General features: G+C 57.6%; 18 protein-coding genes and 3 tRNA genes. 20 read left to right on the forward strand and 1 reads right to left on the reverse strand.

Features of this window, described 5'->3' with window-relative positions:
• The 20 genes from VHE12_08975 to VHE12_09070 form a co-directional block, all read left to right on the forward strand.
• The coding region (locus VHE12_08975) for a tetratricopeptide repeat protein (GenBank protein HVZ80917.1) at positions 1 to 2,452 on the forward strand (2,452 nt) is incomplete at its 5' end.
• Complete coding sequence (locus tag VHE12_08980; protein HVZ80918.1) at positions 2,449 to 4,272, forward strand: hypothetical protein; 1,824 nt, start codon at positions 2,449 to 2,451, stop codon at positions 4,270 to 4,272. The genes VHE12_08975 and VHE12_08980, both read left to right, overlap by 4 nt.
• Before the next feature lie 35 nt (positions 4,273 to 4,307).
• Positions 4,308 to 4,919 (forward strand): MotA/TolQ/ExbB proton channel family protein, encoded by a 612-nt coding sequence (locus tag VHE12_08985; protein HVZ80919.1) that lies wholly within the window; start codon positions 4,308 to 4,310, stop codon positions 4,917 to 4,919.
• 36 nt (positions 4,920 to 4,955) lie between these two features.
• Positions 4,956 to 5,384: a biopolymer transporter ExbD gene (locus tag VHE12_08990; GenBank protein ID HVZ80920.1), complete on the forward strand. Its 429-nt coding sequence runs from the start codon at positions 4,956 to 4,958 to the stop codon at positions 5,382 to 5,384.
• Complete coding sequence (locus VHE12_08995; protein ID HVZ80921.1) at positions 5,384 to 6,175, forward strand: TonB family protein; 792 nt, start codon at positions 5,384 to 5,386, stop codon at positions 6,173 to 6,175. Before VHE12_08990 ends, VHE12_08995 begins: the two co-directional genes overlap by 1 nt.
• A 183-nt stretch (positions 6,176 to 6,358) precedes the next feature.
• A complete protein-coding gene (locus VHE12_09000) occupies positions 6,359 to 7,402 on the forward strand; it encodes a hypothetical protein (protein ID HVZ80922.1) in 1,044 nt (347 codons plus the stop codon).
• A gap of 61 nt (positions 7,403 to 7,463) precedes the next feature.
• Positions 7,464 to 8,183 carry a DUF2225 domain-containing protein gene (locus VHE12_09005; protein HVZ80923.1) on the forward strand — a complete coding sequence of 240 codons (720 nt, stop codon included), beginning with the start codon at positions 7,464 to 7,466 and terminating at the stop codon, positions 8,181 to 8,183.
• Between the two features lie 31 nt (positions 8,184 to 8,214).
• Positions 8,215 to 9,153, forward strand: a complete 939-nt coding sequence (locus VHE12_09010; protein HVZ80924.1) for an ACP S-malonyltransferase — start codon at positions 8,215 to 8,217, stop codon at positions 9,151 to 9,153.
• 38 nt (positions 9,154 to 9,191) lie between these two features.
• Positions 9,192 to 9,758: a hypothetical protein gene (locus VHE12_09015; protein ID HVZ80925.1), complete on the forward strand. Its 567-nt coding sequence runs from the start codon at positions 9,192 to 9,194 to the stop codon at positions 9,756 to 9,758.
• A 101-nt stretch (positions 9,759 to 9,859) separates the two neighbouring features.
• Positions 9,860 to 11,317: a ribosome biogenesis GTPase Der gene (gene der, locus VHE12_09020; protein HVZ80926.1), complete on the forward strand. Its 1,458-nt coding sequence runs from the start codon at positions 9,860 to 9,862 to the stop codon at positions 11,315 to 11,317.
• On the forward strand, positions 11,314 to 11,922 hold the full coding sequence (locus VHE12_09025; protein HVZ80927.1) for a glycerol-3-phosphate acyltransferase: 609 nt from the start codon (positions 11,314 to 11,316) through the stop codon (positions 11,920 to 11,922). The genes der and VHE12_09025 overlap by 4 nt, the downstream gene beginning before the upstream one ends.
• The gene (locus VHE12_09030; GenBank protein HVZ80928.1) at positions 11,919 to 12,917 is read left to right on the forward strand and encodes an NAD(P)H-dependent glycerol-3-phosphate dehydrogenase; all 999 of its coding nucleotides are present in this window, start codon (positions 11,919 to 11,921) and stop codon (positions 12,915 to 12,917) included. The genes VHE12_09025 and VHE12_09030 overlap by 4 nt, the downstream gene beginning before the upstream one ends.
• A 318-nt stretch (positions 12,918 to 13,235) precedes the next feature.
• Positions 13,236 to 13,697 carry a MerR family transcriptional regulator gene (locus VHE12_09035; GenBank protein ID HVZ80929.1) on the forward strand — a complete coding sequence of 154 codons (462 nt, stop codon included), beginning with the start codon at positions 13,236 to 13,238 and terminating at the stop codon, positions 13,695 to 13,697.
• Positions 13,698 to 13,774: 77 nt separating this feature from the next.
• Positions 13,775 to 13,850 (forward strand) — tRNA-Pro (locus tag VHE12_09040).
• 58 nt (positions 13,851 to 13,908) lie between these two features.
• Positions 13,909 to 13,985: transfer RNA gene (locus VHE12_09045), tRNA-Pro, on the forward strand.
• A 118-nt stretch (positions 13,986 to 14,103) separates the two neighbouring features.
• Entirely contained in the window at positions 14,104 to 14,379 is a 276-nt protein-coding gene (locus VHE12_09050) for an acylphosphatase (GenBank protein HVZ80930.1), read from the forward strand.
• Positions 14,380 to 14,403: 24 nt separating this feature from the next.
• Positions 14,404 to 15,345: a sigma-70 family RNA polymerase sigma factor gene (locus VHE12_09055; protein HVZ80931.1), complete on the forward strand. Its 942-nt coding sequence runs from the start codon at positions 14,404 to 14,406 to the stop codon at positions 15,343 to 15,345.
• A gap of 79 nt (positions 15,346 to 15,424) precedes the next feature.
• Positions 15,425 to 15,937, forward strand: coding sequence for an adenine phosphoribosyltransferase (locus VHE12_09060; GenBank protein ID HVZ80932.1), 513 nt, complete (start codon positions 15,425 to 15,427; stop codon positions 15,935 to 15,937).
• Between the two features lie 34 nt (positions 15,938 to 15,971).
• A tRNA-Arg gene (locus VHE12_09065) sits at positions 15,972 to 16,048 on the forward strand.
• Positions 16,049 to 16,132: 84 nt separating this feature from the next.
• Positions 16,133 to 16,828: a tetratricopeptide repeat protein gene (locus VHE12_09070; protein ID HVZ80933.1), complete on the forward strand. Its 696-nt coding sequence runs from the start codon at positions 16,133 to 16,135 to the stop codon at positions 16,826 to 16,828.
• On the opposite strand, the gene VHE12_09075 is transcribed toward VHE12_09070, so the two are convergent.
• Positions 16,818 to 17,513 (reverse strand): pyridoxal phosphate-dependent aminotransferase (locus tag VHE12_09075; GenBank protein HVZ80934.1); only part of this gene is annotated, 696 nt, incomplete at its 5' end. The genes VHE12_09070 and VHE12_09075 overlap by 11 nt on opposite strands.

Consider the following 17,513-nt stretch of genomic DNA (forward strand, 5'->3'; position numbering starts at 1 on the left):
TGCCCGGATCCTGGAAGAGGATCCGGACTATCGTTATGCCGATCTGGTCCGCTACCTGGGCGGATGGTGTCTTTTCCAGGTCCAGGATTACGACAAGGCCCTGGAGGCGTTCCGGAAGGTCAGGACCGCCAAGCCGGAGGAACCCCTCCTGAAATTGTGCCGGTTCCAGGAAGCCGAGACCTATTTCCGGATGGGAAAGAACGAGGAGGCCAAAGCCCGTTACCAGGATTTCCTATCGGCCTATCCCGGGGATCCCCTCCAAGTCCCGGCCCTTTACGGTATCGGCTGGGCCCAGGAAAAATCCGGAGATCTTCCGGGGGCACTGGCTTCCTTTCAAAAGGTCCTGAAGGAACACCCGGACCATCTCCTGGCCCCCTGGGCGGCGGTGCGCGTGGGAAGCCTGGCGACCAGGGCGCAGAAGCCGGACCTGGCGCGGCAGGCCTATGGCCAGGGACTGGAACTGGCGAATGGACGACCGCCCGCCGATCTTTTGGAGTTCGGCCTGGGCTGGCTGGATTATTCCCAGCAAAATTACGATCCGGCCGCCCGGCATTTCCTGGCCGTTTCCAATTTCCGTCCGGAAAGCGTCCTGAATTGGGATGCCCAATACCTGCTGGCCGGCTGCCAATACCTTTCGGGAAACTGGGTCGATGCCCGGGAGATCTATACCCGGCTATCCATGAATGCACCGGTGGAATTGGCCCGGGCCTCGGCTTATTGGGTGGGGTGGTGCGACTACGCCCAAGGCCGCTACGACCTGGCCTTGGAAGAGTTCCAAAAGGTCCAGGGAAAGGCCGAGGGGGAGATCAGGGCCCGGTCCTATTGGGCGGGGGCCGAATCCGCTTACGGCTTGAAGCATTACGACGAAGCCATCCTCCAATATCGCAAGGCCTTGGAAGGGGGATTGCCGGACAATTTGATCCTGGGCTGCTACTCCGGGCTCGGATGGAGCTATTTCCAACAGGAAAGGTATCCGGATGCCCTGGAGGCCTTTCAAAAGGCCGTCCGACGCGCGCCCGGAGCCCCGTTGGGGCTGGAAGCCCAGTTGCGGATCGGGGATTGCTATTACAACCTCCATCAATATCCGAAGGCCCAGGAGGCCTACCAATCCACATCCCTCAAAACGGCCGCTGGCGCCGTCGGACTGGACGCGGTGGAACAGGTGGGATGGTGCCAATATCGCCAGGAAAAATTCACCGAGGCGGAGAAGACTTGGGCCGAGCTGTCGAGCCGACCCGAAGCGGAGGACCGGAGGCCCCGGCTCTTCTATTGGAGCGCTTGGGCCCATTTCCGTTCCAAGGAATTCGGCCCGGCGGCCGAAGGGTTCCGGAAGGTGGAAGAGGACTACCCGAAGGACGACCTGGCCGCGGAGGCAAGCCTTCGTTACGCGGATTGTCTTTTCAATCTCCAAAAGTTCCAGGATTCAAAGACAGCCTACCAGTCGTTCCTGGACCATTATCCCGACAGCAAACTCCTGCCGGACGCCCTTTATGGCCTTCAATGGTCGTCCGAAAAATTGGGTGAGAAGGAGGCCTCCTCCCAAGTGGCCCGATCCTTCCTGGCCAAATTCCCCAACAGCCCCTTTGCCGCGGAGATCCAATACCGCCTGGCCGACGGCCTCTTCCACCAGGCGAAATACCAGGACGCGATCGAGGCCTATCAGGCGCTGTTGTTGAAATATCCGGACAGCCCCGAGGCTCCCCGGGCCCTTTTCTGGGAGGGAACGGCCTACGTCCGGCGGGGCAAGAACCCGGAGGCGATCCCCGTCTTCCAGGACCTCCTGAATAAATTCCCGAGCGACCCGTTGGCCCTCGAAGGGCAATTCAGCCTGGGGTCGGTCTATTTCGAAACGGGGAAATACCGGCAGGCATTGGAGGCCTATGAGGGGATCTTCACCCGCTACCCCGACCATCGCTTGGCCACCCATGCCTTGTTCAATAGCGCGGTCTGTGAAAAGCAGCTCAAGCATCCCGATAAGGCCCTGGGTTATTTTCAAAAGCTCATGAAGGAGCACGGAGGGGACCCCTTGGCCCAGGAGGCGGGCCTGCAGGCAGGACTCTTGCTGGAAAAGACCGGGTCCGTTCCGGAGGCCTTGAAGGCCTACGAGGTGACCATGGCCTCGACGAACGTGGACCTGGCCGTGGAAGCCTCCTTTTACCACGCGGACCTTTTGAAACAGACCCAGCACTTCGACCAGGCCCGGAAGGAATTCGACGATCTCATCCGGAAGTACCCCGCCCAGGACCAATGGGTGGTGACCGCTTACGCCAAGATCGCGGAAAGCTATGAGGCCCAGAAGGAATATACGAAGGCGGACAAGGCCTACCGGAGGATACTGGATTACACGAAAGTCACGGCCTACCGGGTCGCGACCGAGAAACGGCTCAAAGCCCTGGAGCCTTTCCTTAAGAAAACCCACCGGCCCCAACCGAAAAAAGGGAAGGGACCGTGAAAAGGCCCTTTCCCGTCCTCCGGACCATTTCCCTGGCGCTTCTTTTGGCTTCCGGCGTCTCCCTTTGGGCCGAGGGGACGACCCCCGACCCCGATGCCCTGGCCCCGGCACCCCAGAGCGGTCCCGGGTCCCAGGATGAAAAGCAGCCGGAGATCTCGAAACCGAGCTCGGTCCCGGCCGAATCCGAAGGCTCCACCGCTTCGAACCCAAAACCTTCCCAGGGCGAAGGGGAAAAGGCCCCGGCCACGGCCCGTCCGACCGTCATGCCCGAATTCTCCCTCCCGGAAGTGGTCATCACGGGGGAGAACGAGCTGACCATCGGGGCCAAGCGCCTCTCCACGCAAGAGAACGATGTGACCTTGGGCAGTCGCGACCTGACGGGATTGGAAAGGTCCCGGGACGACCTGCCGGGGTTGAACAAGACCTTTACGGCCCTTTCGACCGAGGAAAGCGGTCCCGCACGGGACCATGCCTTGGTCCTGCATCTGGGCGGCGGCATCCCGGAAACCTACGGCGGTTGGGGGCTATGGGGTCAGCAGTTCAAGGACTTCCAATATCTCCTCGATGGTTCCTATTCCAACTGGGGCGGGGAAACGACCGGGTCCGGGAAGGATGGGGACCGAAGATGGGGTTTGGGACTCCAGACCGAGGTCCTGTCGAAGGGACCCTTGGGGCTTGCGATCGGAGGCCGGTTCTCCCGTCGGGATGCCGAATTGCCCTATCAAGGTTCCGTCCGGGAGCTATTGGACGCTTGGGGCCTTTCCGCCAAGGCCCATTGGACCTTCCCGGACCTGACACGCTTGGAAGCGGGAGTGGAAGGGAAAGTGACCGGTTCCCAGGCCTGGGACTTCGCTCCCCAAAGCCATCGGGTGGAAGAATGGGAAGGCCAGGCGAAGTGGACCGCGGAGGCCCTGGATCCCTTGTTGAACAAGGCGGTCCTTTCCGCGGGAGTTCGTCATGCCTCCTCCGATCTTCCGGGCCCAGGGGTCCCCGGGTATGACTGGGGTTGGATCGAGGCCCAGGGGACCTTTCAATGGACCGGATCCTTGAGCCTGGACGCCCGCTTGCAAGCCCAGGCGGGGAACGGGTTCGATCTTCCGCTGGCCCTTTATCCTGCCTTGAACATGACCTGGCGGGTCTTCGGGAACAGCCAGATCGACCTTTTCTGGGCCAATCGCCGGACCTTGGGATGGTTCCAGGATGTTTTCGTTTCCCAGGAAAGGACGGCTCCGGCGACCGGGCTGCCCAGTCCCACCGAGGACTCGGACCAATGGGGTGGGCGTTATTCCCAGAAGGTTTCGGAGGATATCCTTTTCTCATTGTCCGGCTCGACGGGCCGGGTCCAGGGTTATCACCAATGGACCGACCTGCAAGGCGCTTCGCCGACCTATGTCCAGGACTATTCGACCTTGGGTCAGGTCCAGCTCACGCGCGCCGGGGCGAGCCTTCAGTGGAATTTCCAGAGGGATTGGCAGGTCGCGGCCGTTTATCAGAGGAACTGGGCGGAGAACCAAAGTGGGGACGGCCGCTCGATCACCGGGTTGCCCGACCAAAAGGCCATCCTCTCCCTCTACCGGGGGGATGATAAGTTGGAGACGAGGTTGGAACTGGCCTATGTCGGGGCCATGGGCGCTTTTGAGGACGCGCCCGGGACCTTGGACGGCCATTTGACCCTGGGCTTGGCCGCCACCTATCATCTGGAAAGGTCCCTTTCCCTCTGGTTGGACGGGGATAACCTGACCGGGCAGGATTTCCAGCTCCAACCCGGTTATTGGGAACCCCGGTTCCACCTGCGGGCGGGGATCGAAACGATCTTTTGAAGCCCGGATGAACGGGCAAAATTCGGGAGGACGGCATGAACCATGATTTTTCGTTGATCCAGGCGGTGATGAAGGGAGGATGGGCGATCGGCCTTTTGGTCCTTTTGTCGGTCGTGGTCTTCGCGGTCCTTTATGACCGGTGGAGCTATTACCGGTCGCGTTACCAGGGAAGGGAAAGCGTCCTGGCCGGGCTCGAACCTTTTCTGGACCGTAAGAACCTGTCCGAATCCCTGGAGGCTTGCGACCGCAATGGGACCCTCCTGGCCTTGGTCGTTCGGGCCGGACTGCAGGCCCGAGCGGACCGGCGGAACATCCAGGAAGCCATGGAGCGGGAAGCCAAGGGCCAGTTGATCCTCATGGAAAGGCGTCTCCCCTTCCTCGCCACGATCGGTTCGATCGCGCCCTTCATCGGTCTTTTCGGGACGGTGCTGGGCATCATCCGGGCTTTCCGGGACCTGGCCATTTCCAACGCCGGCGGGGCCGCGGTGGTCTCCGAGGGCATTGCCGAGGCCTTGATCGCCACCGCTGCCGGGCTTTTTGTCGCCATCACGTCGGTTTTCATCTACAACCTGTTCCAAGCGCGGTTGAATGTCATGGCTCAGGAGGCCGAGATCGTCATCTCCGAAATGACCGAGCGGCTGGAGTAGGACAAGGGAACCACCCTTCCATCGAAAGGAACATCCATGCGAAGCCGATTAAGGGGATCCCCCAAGCTGGTGGCCGAGATCAATATGGTGCCCTTCACCGACGTGGTGTTGGTGCTCCTGGTCATTTTCATGGTGACCACGCCGTTCCTTTTCCAGGGAACCTTCCAGGTCAAGCTACCTAAGGTGGCCGCGCCCTCGCCGAACCTTCCGGAGACCATCACCGTGATGGTGGCCCAGGGGGACCGTATCTTCCTGAACGACCAGGAAACTCCCTTGGACGAACTGGCCGCCAAACTCGCTTCGCTCCTGAAAGAGCGCCCCAACGCCGTCTTCCTGCTCAGTGCGGACAAGAACGTGTCCCATGGGACCGTCACGGAGGTCCTTTCGAAGGCCTACCAGGCGGGTGTGGTCAAAATGGGCATTTCGGTCGAACTTCCGAATGATGGGCAAGGTGGGAAGCCCTGATGGGGCGCACGGATTCCCAAGGCGCCATGGATCTTTCCTTCTGGCGGTCGCTCGGTTATTCGGCCCTCTTGCATGCGCTATTGTTGGCCCTGCTCTTCTGGGTCTACCAGTCCTTCCTCGTGGTCCATACCCCCTTGATGATGGACCTGACCTTGATCGGACAGATGTCCCAAGGGAACGGATTGGGATCCCTCGCGACCCAGGCGGGCACCCAGCCCCAGGAGCTTCCGAAAGCGGCGACCGAGGGAGAGTTCGGATCGGTCAGCCAGCCCCAAGCCCAACCCGAACCCCCGTCCTCCCCTAGACCGGAAGTGTCGGTGAAAAGGCCTCCTAAACCGGTCCATCACGCTGGGAAGGCCTCCCAAGAGGCTTATTTGGAGCATTTGTCCAAAGAAGCCCCGATCGGTTTGGAGAACAGGAAGAATGAAACGGCCGAGATCAAGACCACGGCGGGCCTGGGGCATATGGGGACCGCAGGTGCCCCAGAAGGGAGCCCCAACATCGAAGGCGAATTGGCCGCTCGGGCGATCAAACGCCGGGTCGATCCGGCCTATCCGGACTGGGCCCGAAAACAGGGAATTGAAGCCATGGTCAAGTTCCGAATGGTGGTCCTCCCCAATGGCCTTTTGAAGGAGAACGAACTCCAATTGGAGCAGACATCCGGTTATCGGGAATTGGATCGGGTCGTTTATGAAGCCTTGATCCAATGGGAATTCGAACCCTTGTCCTCCAATCTTCCCCAAGCCGACCAATCGGGAGTCATTACCTTCTCCTTCGACCTGAAAGATTGAATGGCCAATTTGAGCGTTTTAGCCCCTGAACTCTTAATTTAGAAATTTCTCCACATTCCGGAATATTAAGAATTAGAATAGGACTGTCGGTTACCTTCCAGGCCTGCCCGCCTTCTTCCCTTCCATCAACGTACTTGGTCCATCCATTCATCCCGTCCGAGCTATAAGCTCTAGGAGGAAATCGTGAAACCCGTTCCGTCGAAAAAAGGAACCACGAAACAGCCGAATTCTTTTCAAGCCGAATTGGAAAAAGGGGACGAGGCCCTGCGCACATCCGATCTTCGGAAGGCCCAAGGCCATTACACGAAAGTAGCGCAGCAGGCGAACGCTGCCGATAGCGTCAAGGAATTGGCCGCGGCCCTTCAGGGATCCGCGCGTGTCCTGGACCTGATGGGCCACTATGGCCAAGCGATCATGACCTATCATGAAGCCTTGAAGTGTTTCTTGCAGATAGGAGAAAAACCTGGGATCGCCAGGGCCAAGGGCTTTTTGGGCATCTCGAGCTGGGCGACAGGCGATTATTCGGAAGCCGGTCGGCTTTTTGCGGAAGCCCTTTTTCTTTACGAGGAAGCCCGGGACCTCCGTGGTCAGGCATGGGTCCATGACCAGATCGGGAATTTGAAACTGGCCATGCGGGATGACCTGGAGGCGGAAAAGTCCTATTACAAAAGCCATGAACTGATGGAGGGCATCGGGGCCGACGAGGAGGTCAAGGCCTGGGAATTCTATCACCGGGCAACGGTGGAGCTTTTCCGGGAGCACTTTCTCCAGGCCAAAGCCTATTTCGAAGAGGCCTTGAAGTCGTTCCAAAAGCGGCCCGATCTTCTGGGAAAGGTGGCCGTCCGGATCCATTTGGGGGAGATCGCCTGCGCCCGCAAGGACCTAGTCGCCGCCCAGGATCATTTACAGAAAGCCGTCGTCGAGGTCCTTCCGACGGGATGCAAACCATTATTGATGGACGCCCTGGTGGGCGTCTCCCAATTGCTCAAGGCCCAAGGCCTGGAACGAAAGGCCATCGGTATCCTGATGGTGGCCCTTTCCCATCCCACCTGCCGCCAGCAGACCAAGGACCGGATGGTCTCCCTGGTCATCCATCTGGAGTCCCGTTTTACAAGCCAGGAAGTGCAGGGCGGGTTCCAATGGGCCAAGGAAGTTTCCATCGAACAGATGGCCAAGGCCTGGGTGGATTCATTGGCGCCCGCACCCAAGGATAAAAAACGGAAGTGACCGGTCCATCCGTCTTGTTCCCGGGGGACCCCGCCGTGGTATAGTTGCGGCCGGAGGACCCATGAGCTCCAGCCTTTGGAACAAAAAAATCAATTGCCCTTTCTGTAAGTTCGAGTTCGAGACCAGCCGCATGCGCTCCTCGGTCATCAAGATCAAGGAGAAGATGACGGATTTCGGCAATATCTACGAGGGTGAGTGCGCCTACCTTTACGCCGTGACCGTCTGCCCCAACTGCACTTTTGCCGCCCTGAACAAGGATTTCGATTCCATCCGGCCCGACTACGAGACCAAGGTCATGGAAGCCAGCAAGATGGTCCGGGAATCCGGCAAGAAAAAACCGGAGATCTTCGGATTAGGGCCTATGGCGCCGGAAGTCTCCTTGAAACGCCACGAACTGGCGATCGCCTTCACGAAGATGCGGTCCTATTCGGCGCTGGGGACCCTGGCGGGGCTTTACATGCACCTGGTCTGGATCAACCGGCTTCGGGGGGACCTGGAACGGGAGAAGGCCGCCATGGCCGAGGCGGTAAAAGCCTACAAGGATTACCACGAGAAGGGCGGTGATCTTCCCGAAAAGCTCGGGGAACCGGGGATCCTTTACCTGATCGGGGAACTCCATCGTCGGCTGGGCGATTACCGCGAGGCCCGGAACTATTATGGCCGGGCCCTGGCCAGCAAGGAGATCCGGAGCTTCCCGGCCATCGCCGACATGACCCGCGACATGATGCTGGCGGCCAAGACCGCCATGGAAAAGGCAAGCATGACGGAGCAAGCCCCGTGAGGCCCGAAGTTCCGGCCGGAATGGGCCGCTGATGGCCCGGATCGTCGCCATCTTCCCGAACGAAGGTTCCCAATATGTCGGAATGGGCAAGGAATTCTACGCCAAGTCCATTACGGTCCGGGACCTTTTCGATAAGGCCGAAAAGCTCCTGCAGATGAAGATCGCCAAGATCTGCTTCCTGGGTCCCCAGGAGGACCAGGACATCCTGCTGCATGCCCACCTGATCACGTTCCTCAGCGACGTCGCTTTTTTCGATCCATTGGTACAGAACCGGCGGAAACCGGAACTCTTGACCGGGATCGGTGTTGGGGAGGTGGCGGCTCTGGTGGCCGCCGAGAGCATCCCTTTTGCCAATGCGCTCCAATTCATCGTTCGGCGGGCCGGGCTTTTACGGGATTTCGCGGAGATGAACCCGGGAAGCGGTCTTTTCATCACCGGCACGCCTTGGGATCGACTGAAGCCGAGCCTCTTGCGGGAAGAGGGCGAACTGATCGTGACCCAGGCCCTGGCCCCGGACACTTTCGTGCTGTGGGGGCCCGAGGAAGCGGTCCGATCCCTGGAGTCCGAGGTCCGTGGAAACCGGCAGATCAAGACCAATCCCCAGCCGAAACGAGGCCCCTTGTTCTCCGAAAAGGCCGTGGAATTGGAGAAAGCGATGGAAGCGCTCCTGGTGGAGTGTCTGGGCGATGTTCGATTGAAGAACCCCAAGATCGCCTTTCACCGTTGCTGGGACGGGGAATACGTGGGGACTCCCGAGGCGGTCCGTGAGGTTTTGACCTGTCAATATTCCAAACCCGTGGACTGGGTCACCACCGTCCAAAAGGTGAACCAAAGGGGATTCCGGACCTGGGTGGAGGTCGGCCCCGGGAAGGTCTATGGGTCCTTGGTCCGGAAGGTCGATACGGATAACCGCATTTCGAACGTTGAGGATGTCAAAAGTCTTTCAACGACGGTGAAGGTGACAGGATGAGACTTGGGCGGTCCCTAATGCTATTGTGTCCTTGGTTCTTGGCCGGGGTCCTCGGTGCCCAAGCCGATCCAGTGACGCCGATCCCTTTTCGGGTTTCTCCGACCTTGATCCCGGGGGAGGCTGCCTCCGTCAAGAGGTCGCCTAAGCCGCGGAACCGCAAAAAGATCGTCCGGGACAAACCCTCGAAGACCCCCACTCCGTCTCCCTCCCCGACCGCCACTGGGACCCCAGGACCGACCGTCACACCCGGTACCGATCCGGCCCCTAGCCCCACCCGGCCAATGGATGCGGAGGGGGAAGGCGCGGAAGGATTGGCCCGGGTCTTCATCCTGTCCGATCCGGTCCGTGGAAAAAAGGCGATCTTTCGGATAGTCGCCAAAGGGCCGGCGAAGGCCTTGGTCCGTATCTACGACCGCACCTTCAACAAGGTCGCGGACCTTCAAGGGGAGGGAACGGATCTTTTCGACATCCTCTGGATGCTCAAGAAGGTTCCGGAAGGGATCTATCATTTTCAGTCCCAAGTCATCCTGGGAACGGGTGAAGTCGTGACACCCGAGCTGCAGGACTTCACGGTCGAGAAGGAAGTGGAACCGTCGAACGATTGAGCAACGGCCGGTCTCTTTTCACCCTGTTCCCCCCTGAAATTAAGTAAAATCCTCCCGTTCCAGATGCTGATGACCCTCGGTCCGCCGACCCGGAAGGTTCCATGACACGCCCCAACGATTTTTCCAAGAAAAAGAACATCCCTGAGATCCTCATCCTGGGCCGACCGAACGTGGGAAAATCGACCCTGTTCAACCGCTTGGCGGGGAGGTCCCTGGCTCTGGTGGACAATCAACCCGGTTCCACCCGCGACCTGAAAAGTTTCGATGTCGAATGGAACGGTTTTGACTTCACGATGACCGACTCAGGAGGATGGGTCCCAGGCGAGAAGGACTCCATCGCCTTGAAGGTGGGCTCCTTTCTCGAGGAAAGGATCAGGCGGGTGCGCGTCCTCCTGCTGGTCATGGACGGTTTGGAGGGGTTGACCCCGGCGGATGAATGGATCACCCGGGCGGTGCGCAAATATGGACTTCCGACCTGGTTGGTGGTCAATAAAGTGGACCGCTTCGAGGTCCGGGACGAGGCGGCTTCCGAGTTCGCCCGGCTGGGCTTTGACCATGTCTTCCCGATCTCGGCCATGCATGGGATCGGACTGGACGACCTTTTGGATTCCCTGACGGACGCTTTGAAACGGTTGCCGGCCCGAAAAGAACCCATTCCCGATCCCCAAGAGGGATCCCATCCCATGCGGATCGCCATACTGGGCAAGCCCAACGTGGGCAAGTCCTCCATCGTGAACTCCATTTTGGGCGAGAAAAGGGTATTGGAAGACGATCTTCCGGGGACCACCCACGATGCCATCCCCGTCATCCTCGAAACGGATCAAGACTCGTTGGTCCTGGTCGATACGGCGGGTATCCGGCAAACCAAGCAGCAGGACAGTCGGATCGAGAAATTGAGCGTGGAACAGTCCCTTCACGAACTGCAGACCTGCCAAGTGGTGCTATTCCTTCTCGATGGGGAAAAGGGCATCACTCATCAGGATGTGACCATCAGCCGGATCATCGGGGAGGCGTTCCGGCCCGTGGTCATTGTGATCAACAAATGGGACATCCATCCCCACGGGGCGGAACAAGCCCGGGCCGAACGGATCGCCAAACGGGAATTAAGGTCCATTTATTTCGCCCCGGTTCTTTTTGTTTCGGCCAGGACGGGATTGAACCTGGAGAAGGTATTGCCGTTCGCCAAGGCGGTCTACGAGGAAAGCTGTAAAAAGATACCGACCCGTAAAGTGAACTTGGCCCTTCAGGAGGCCATTTCCAAGCAATCGCCCCCTTTTCGTAAGGGCCACCAGATCAAGGTCCTTTATGGGTTCCAAAGGCCCGGACATCCCCCCGCCTTCGAGATATTCGTCAATCAAGCGCAAAGCGCGGCCCCTACTTATGTCCGTTATCTGGAGTCCGAACTTCGAAAGTCCTTCGACATGGAGAACACACCCTTGCAGGTCGTGCTGAAGGAAAAGGCGGATAAAAAAGAATTCAAGCCCAAGGGGTTCAAACGGAACTTTAACCCAACCGAACATCGTCGAAGGTCCAAAAAACATAAAAGGGAATCCGAGTGATCCATCCTGTCTTTTCCTTAGTGGTCGGATATTTGTTAGGGGCCATGCCTTTGGGTTATTGGTCGGTCCTTACGATCAAAAGGGTGGACGTCCGAAAGCACGGAAGTGGCAACATTGGTATGACCAATGTTTGGCGGACGGTCGGACCTGGGTGGGGGATCCTGACTCTTCTTTTGGACATCGGCAAGGCCGTCTTGGCGGTCCAGCTGGCCGGTGTTTGGGGAAAGGGGGAGGAAGCATGGATGGCGGGGGCCGGGTTAGCCGTCCTGTTGGGGAATGTTTTTTCGGTCTTCCTGGGATTCAAAGGGGGCAAGGGGATCGGGGTGAGTGTGGGTGTTTTTTATAGTCTTCTAGCCCTGGAAAGTGCCTTGGGTACGGCGGCCTTTGCCGTTGGTTTGGCTTCTACGCGAATGATATCGGTTGGAAGCTTGTTGGGGGTGACGACCATGGCGGTCCTGGCCCTGGTCCGTCATGGGGTAGGATGGGCCTCCGGTTTGGCGACCTTGGGAGCTGTTATGGTCTGGTGGACCCATCGAGAGAACATTCAAAGGATACGACAAGGGACCGAAAGACGCATCGGCTCCCCAAAAAAGGGAAAAAAATGAAAGTAAGTGTTTTAGGCGCCGGAAGTTGGGGTATCGCTTTAAGCGGTCACCTCCACCGGGCGGGTCATCAAGTCCTACTCTGGGCCCGGGATCCGGCCAAGGCGGCGAGGCTCCAAAGTGAACGGGAGGAGAAGGCACTTTTACCAGGGGTTCGTTTGCCGGACGGAATCGAGGTCGTAGGCGACCTGGAGAGTGCCCTTCGGGGAAGGGAAGCGATTATTTTTGTCGTTCCGTCCCATGGAATGCGCGAAGTTGCCACGAAGGCCGCCCCTTGGATCTCTTCGGGGCAAAGTCTGGTTTGCGCGACCAAAGGTCTTGAAGAGGGGACGGATGAGCGGATGAGCACGGTCTTAAAGAAATACATCAAGAATGCAGGTTCAATTACAGTATTATCCGGACCTAGTCACGCGGAAGAAGTGTCCCGTGGGTTGCCGACCACGGTTTTAGCCGCCAATGAGGATCTTGAAGAAGCGAAGCGGGTCCAGGGGATGTTCCATTGGGAGCAATTTCGGGTCTATACCTCGGCGGACCGATTGGGTGTGGAGTTGGCGGGGGCACTGAAGAACGTTATTGCAATCGCGGCCGGTATTTCAGATGGGTTGGGATTGGGTGACAATAGCAAAGCCGCCATCATGACCCGCGGGCTTCATGAAATGACCCGCTTGGGCCTGGCGATGGGTGCACAGGCCCCAACTTTTGCTGGTTTGGCGGGCATGGGGGACCTGATCGTGACCTGTACGAGTCGGTATAGCCGTAACCGGGCCTTGGGGGAGAGGTTGGGGAAGGGGATCGGTGTTGAGAAGGCGTTGGCCGATATGGTCATGGTGGCGGAGGGTGTAAGGACCGCTCGAGCAGCCTGTCATTTGGCTAACCAATGGAAGGTTGAAATGCCGATCACGGGTGAAGTGGAACAGGTCCTGTTCAAGGGAAAAGCCGCCAAGGAAGCGGCCAGGTCCCTGATGTCGCGTTCGGCCAAGAATGAGCAGGAATTTTGACGTGGGTGTCGTCAAGCGCAAGGACCTTCGGATGCGTTTGGCGAGGATCGGACTTTCGGGTTCGAGGGCCGAAGCCGCCTTGGATGCGTTTTTTGGGTCCATTCTGGGTGCCTTGCGGGATGGTCGCAAAGTTTCTATAGTGGGTTTGGGCACATGGGAATGGCGGACGCGCGGTCCGCGCTTGGCTCGGAATCCTAAAACGGGGCGGGCTGTGGCCCTGGGATCGCGAAAGGTCCTTTTTTTTCGTCCCAGCCCTCGCTTTAAGCAGTACTTGAGGAAGAGGACCTGAACCTCAAATCCATAAGGCTTGAGGCATTCATGCCAGAAGAAGAAAAACTTTTTTATTCCATTGGTGAAGCAGCCCAAATGTTGGATGTGAAGCCCTATGTCCTTCGTTATTGGGAGACCGAATTCCGTAAATTGAACCCTCAAAAATCACCGACCGGCCAGCGGACCTATAAGTCCCGGGACCTTCGAGTAGCTGCCACCATCAAGCGGCTGCTTTATGGTGAAAAATATACGATCGCGGGTGCGGTTCAAAAGCTCCAGGAATTGGACGCCCAAGCGGCCCTGGATCCTTTTCCAGGAGAAGATCCCAAACCGCGTGGAACTTCAGGTCCGTCCTTCCAAGAGATATCCGCCAAGGTCGAAGGACCACCGGAAGGGACGAACATGGTTCTTCAAAAGCACCAGGGGAGACCCAAGGAAAAGGTCGTTGAATTGTTCCATCTCATTGAAAAGACCAAGTCGATATTGGGAAAATACCCTATCCTACGGTGACCTCGCGCCCTTCTTTTCTTGCACCGGGGGTCCTTTTCCCATATAGTGGGCTTCCCTCGGGGAGGAAGTTTTCTGGACGGGGTGTAGCGCAGCGGCTAGCGCACTTGGTTCGGGACCAAGGGGTCGGAGGTTCGAATCCTCTCACCCCGACCAGAAACCTCTGGTCTTCCGATCCACCCACCGGGGTTTTGTACTAGGAAACAGGTCATATCGGGGCGTGGCGCAGCTCGGTAGCGCAGTTGCATGGGGTGCAAAAGGTCGCAGGTTCAAATCCTGCCGCCCCGACCATTTTCCTAGTGTTCAAGTGTTCAGTTCTTTCGTTTTCCTTCCGGCATTCAAAAGTCAAAAAAGACCTCATTTTCCAGAAAACTGACAAATTTCCTACCAAAGATCCGGGACTGCCAACATGGTCAAAACCCTTTCGGGAACGGTTCATGGTCGTGTCCAGGGGGTTGGATTCCGCTATTTCACGAAAAACAAGGCTTTGGAGCTTGGGATCAGGGGATGGGTCAGGAATAACGTTGATGGAAGCGTTGAATTCCAGGCCCAGGGAAATGAGATGGCTTTGGAACAGTTTATGCACAGTCTAATGATGGGGCCGATCGGAAGCCGGGTGGAAAGTACCCAGTTCCAATGGTCCCAAGAAAGCGAAGAGCACTCTCAATTCGAAATCAGGGGTTAGTCGCGTATGGCCTCCAAAAAACGATTGAAGAAACGGACCTCCAAGACCCGGCGCTTTCCAGCTCCGCTCCTGACCATTTCCACCCCTCCGAAAAAGACCGAAAATTACTCCTCGGACCGTGTTACGACCGATAGCCTGAAACTTTATTTCCGTGAGATCTCCCGGGTCAAGCTCTTGACCGGTCCGGAAGAGGTCACTTTGGCCCAACGGATCGAAAAGGGTGATCTCAAGGCGAAACAGGCCTTGATCGCCGCAAATCTTCGTCTGGTCATCAAGGTGGCCAAGAAATACATGAACCAGGGACTGGCCTTTCAGGACCTCATCGAGGAAGGGAACCTTGGGCTCATCAAGGCCAGTGAGAAATTCTCCTGGCGTCGTGGGTTCAAGTTCAGCACCTATGCCACTTGGTGGATCCGCCAATCCATTACCCGGGCCCTTTCCAACCAATCCCGTACGGTGCGGGTGCCGGTCCACGTCTCCGAGGATATCAACCGAATGGAGCGGATCTCCCGTGACCTGACCCGGAAACTGGGGCGGGACCCGAATTTGATGGAGCTCTCCAAGGCCGCCAAGCTCAAGTTCGAGAAGATCCACAAGCTCCAACGGTTGGCCCAACGGGACCTGTCCCTGGAAGTGCCGGTGGGGGACGAAGCCAACGCCCGTTCCATTTCCGATTTCATCGAGGACAAGACGGTCCGGAGCCCGGCTCAAAGCGTGTTCAATCAACTGCGGTCGGAGAAGCTCATGAAGCTCATCCAGACCCTGACCGATAAGGAACAAAAGGTCATTCTTATGCGCTTCGGGTTCAATGAGGATGAGCCCCGGACCCTCGAGGAGACGGGCCTCTCGCTCGGCGTGACCCGTGAACGTATCCGCCAGATCGAGGAGAAAGCGCTCCAGAAGATCAGGATCCTCATGAAGGCCAGCGGCAAAGAATACCGTGAACTTCTTGCCGAATTTGTGTAAACTCCCCCTCGCCTGACCCGCCTTTTCCATCCCTTTCCCAAGGGTCTTCGGCCTTTGAAATCCCCCCGGAGCCCGATCCATGGACCTTAAAAGTCTCATCCGTGATGTTCCCGATTTCCCTAAAAAGGGCATCATCTTCAAGGACATTACCCCGCTCCTCAAGAACGGGAAGGCTTTTCAATATGTGATCCATCAGTTGGGAGAACGCTATGGGAAGGGCAAAGTCGACGGCATCGTGGCGATGGAATCCCGTGGGTTCATCCTGGGCGGTGCCTTGGCGACCCATCTGGGGATCGCTTTCATTCCTGTGCGCAAACCCGGGAAACTTCCTTGGAAGACGCTTCAAGAGACCTATGAGCTGGAATACGGCAAGGACACCTTGGAGATCCATGAAGACTCGGTGAAGAAAGGCGATCGTATCCTGGTCCTGGACGATGTGCTGGCCACAGGGGGAACTGCGGCGGCGACCGTTCGATTGGTCGAAAGGGCGGGGGCCAAGGTCGCGGAGGCCTGCTTTTTGATCCATCTTTCATTCCTGAACGGCCACGAAAAATTGAAAAGCACCCCTGTCCACTCTATAATCCAGTACTAATTTTCCAATCCCCTTTGAGGGTTCTTTTGGACAGGCCCTCGTAGCTCAGTTGGATAGAGCGACCCTTTCCTAAAGGGTAGGTCACGCGTTCGATTCGCGTCGAGGGTACCATCGTGAGCCTTCCCGGCAGGGAGGCTTCTTTGTTTCAACGGTCTCAAGGCCGAAAAGGTCGAAATCCAATTCTAAGGAATCAAAATGTCGCATCCGATCAATGCTATTCCAGGCCTGCATTCCAAGAATTCGTTGGAGAAGTCCATCGATTGGGCCAAAGCACATCAGCAATGGGTCGCGGTGGCGGGTTTTGCCGTTCTTTTGATCGCCTTTGGGGTCCCTTATTACCTCTCCAGCCGGGCCCAGGACGAGAAAAAGGCCCAGGACGAATTGAGCCTGGGACAGTATTACCTCCAGTCCCGGATCGACCCCCAGAACGGCCCTTTCAAGAGCGCAGTGGAACGCGACCAACATGCCTTGCAGGCCTTCCAGGAGATCCTGGACAAGTATTCGGGAACCCCAGCCTCGAAACTGGCCAAGTTCTACACGGCGAAGTGCCAGTTCAATTTGGGACAATACCAACAGGCCTACGGAAGCTTCGAGACCGCGGCCGAGGCTTTGAAGGACACTCCCTTGGGCGATGAGTCGTTTTTCGGGAAGGTCCTTTGCCTGGCGGCCCAGAATCAGGTCCCCCAAGCCATCACGCTTTCAGAGACGTTCTTGAAATCCTATCCGGATAGCTTCATCGGTCCTCAAGTCCGCTTGAATCTGTCCGATCTTTATTTGAAGAACAAGGAACAAGCCAAGGCCCTCGAGCAGTTGAATTGGGTCGCTCAAAAGGCCCAAGACTCCAATTGGGGCAAGGAAGCCCAAAGGCGCTTAAAGGCACTTAAGTCCTAAGAGCGGCCTCGCTGAAGAAACGGATCATCCGTTCAATGCCTTCTTGAAAGACTTCAAGCGTCGGCAATAAGCTCAAGACCAGGAATTTTCCGCCTGTAAGATCGTAAAAGCCTCCTGGATGGGTCAAAACCCCCTCTTTTCTGGATAATTCGATCGCGATGAGCGCGTCGTTCTCCCATCTGTCCGAACCTTGCCGTATTTCCACTAAGGCGTACCAGCCGCCTTGAGCTGGCCAAAGGCGGAGAAATCCCGACCGCGCTATGGCCCTTTCGAGGATCCGTCGATTCCCCATGACCCGTTCAAGAACCTGGGCCCGAAATTCTGGGGCCCATTGGAGCAATTCGGGAAGGGCACCCTGCACAGGACCATTGACCGACAAGTAACTGTCCGCGATCAGTTCCAGGCGTTCCCGGCATTCGAGAACCTGCTCAGGCGGTCCCCCTAGAACAATCCAGGAAAGCTTGAGCTGGGGTAAACCCAGGCTTTTGGAGAGCCCACCCAGCCGGAATGACAAACATCCCAGTGGAGTCCAAGGTTCCCGGGAGGTTCCTGGATAGGAAAAATCAAAAAAAACCTCGTCGCTGATATAAGCCAGATCGCCGTGGTTCAGGAACCCGGAAAGAACCGCCTGGTCCTCCTGAGAAAGGTAATTTCCGGTGGGGTTGTTGGGATTGACCAGAATGAA

It is taken from the genome of bacterium (genome assembly GCA_035549195.1).
Classification (GTDB): Bacteria; Oederibacteriota; Muellerivitia; order Muellerivitales; family Muellerivitaceae; genus DASZRK01.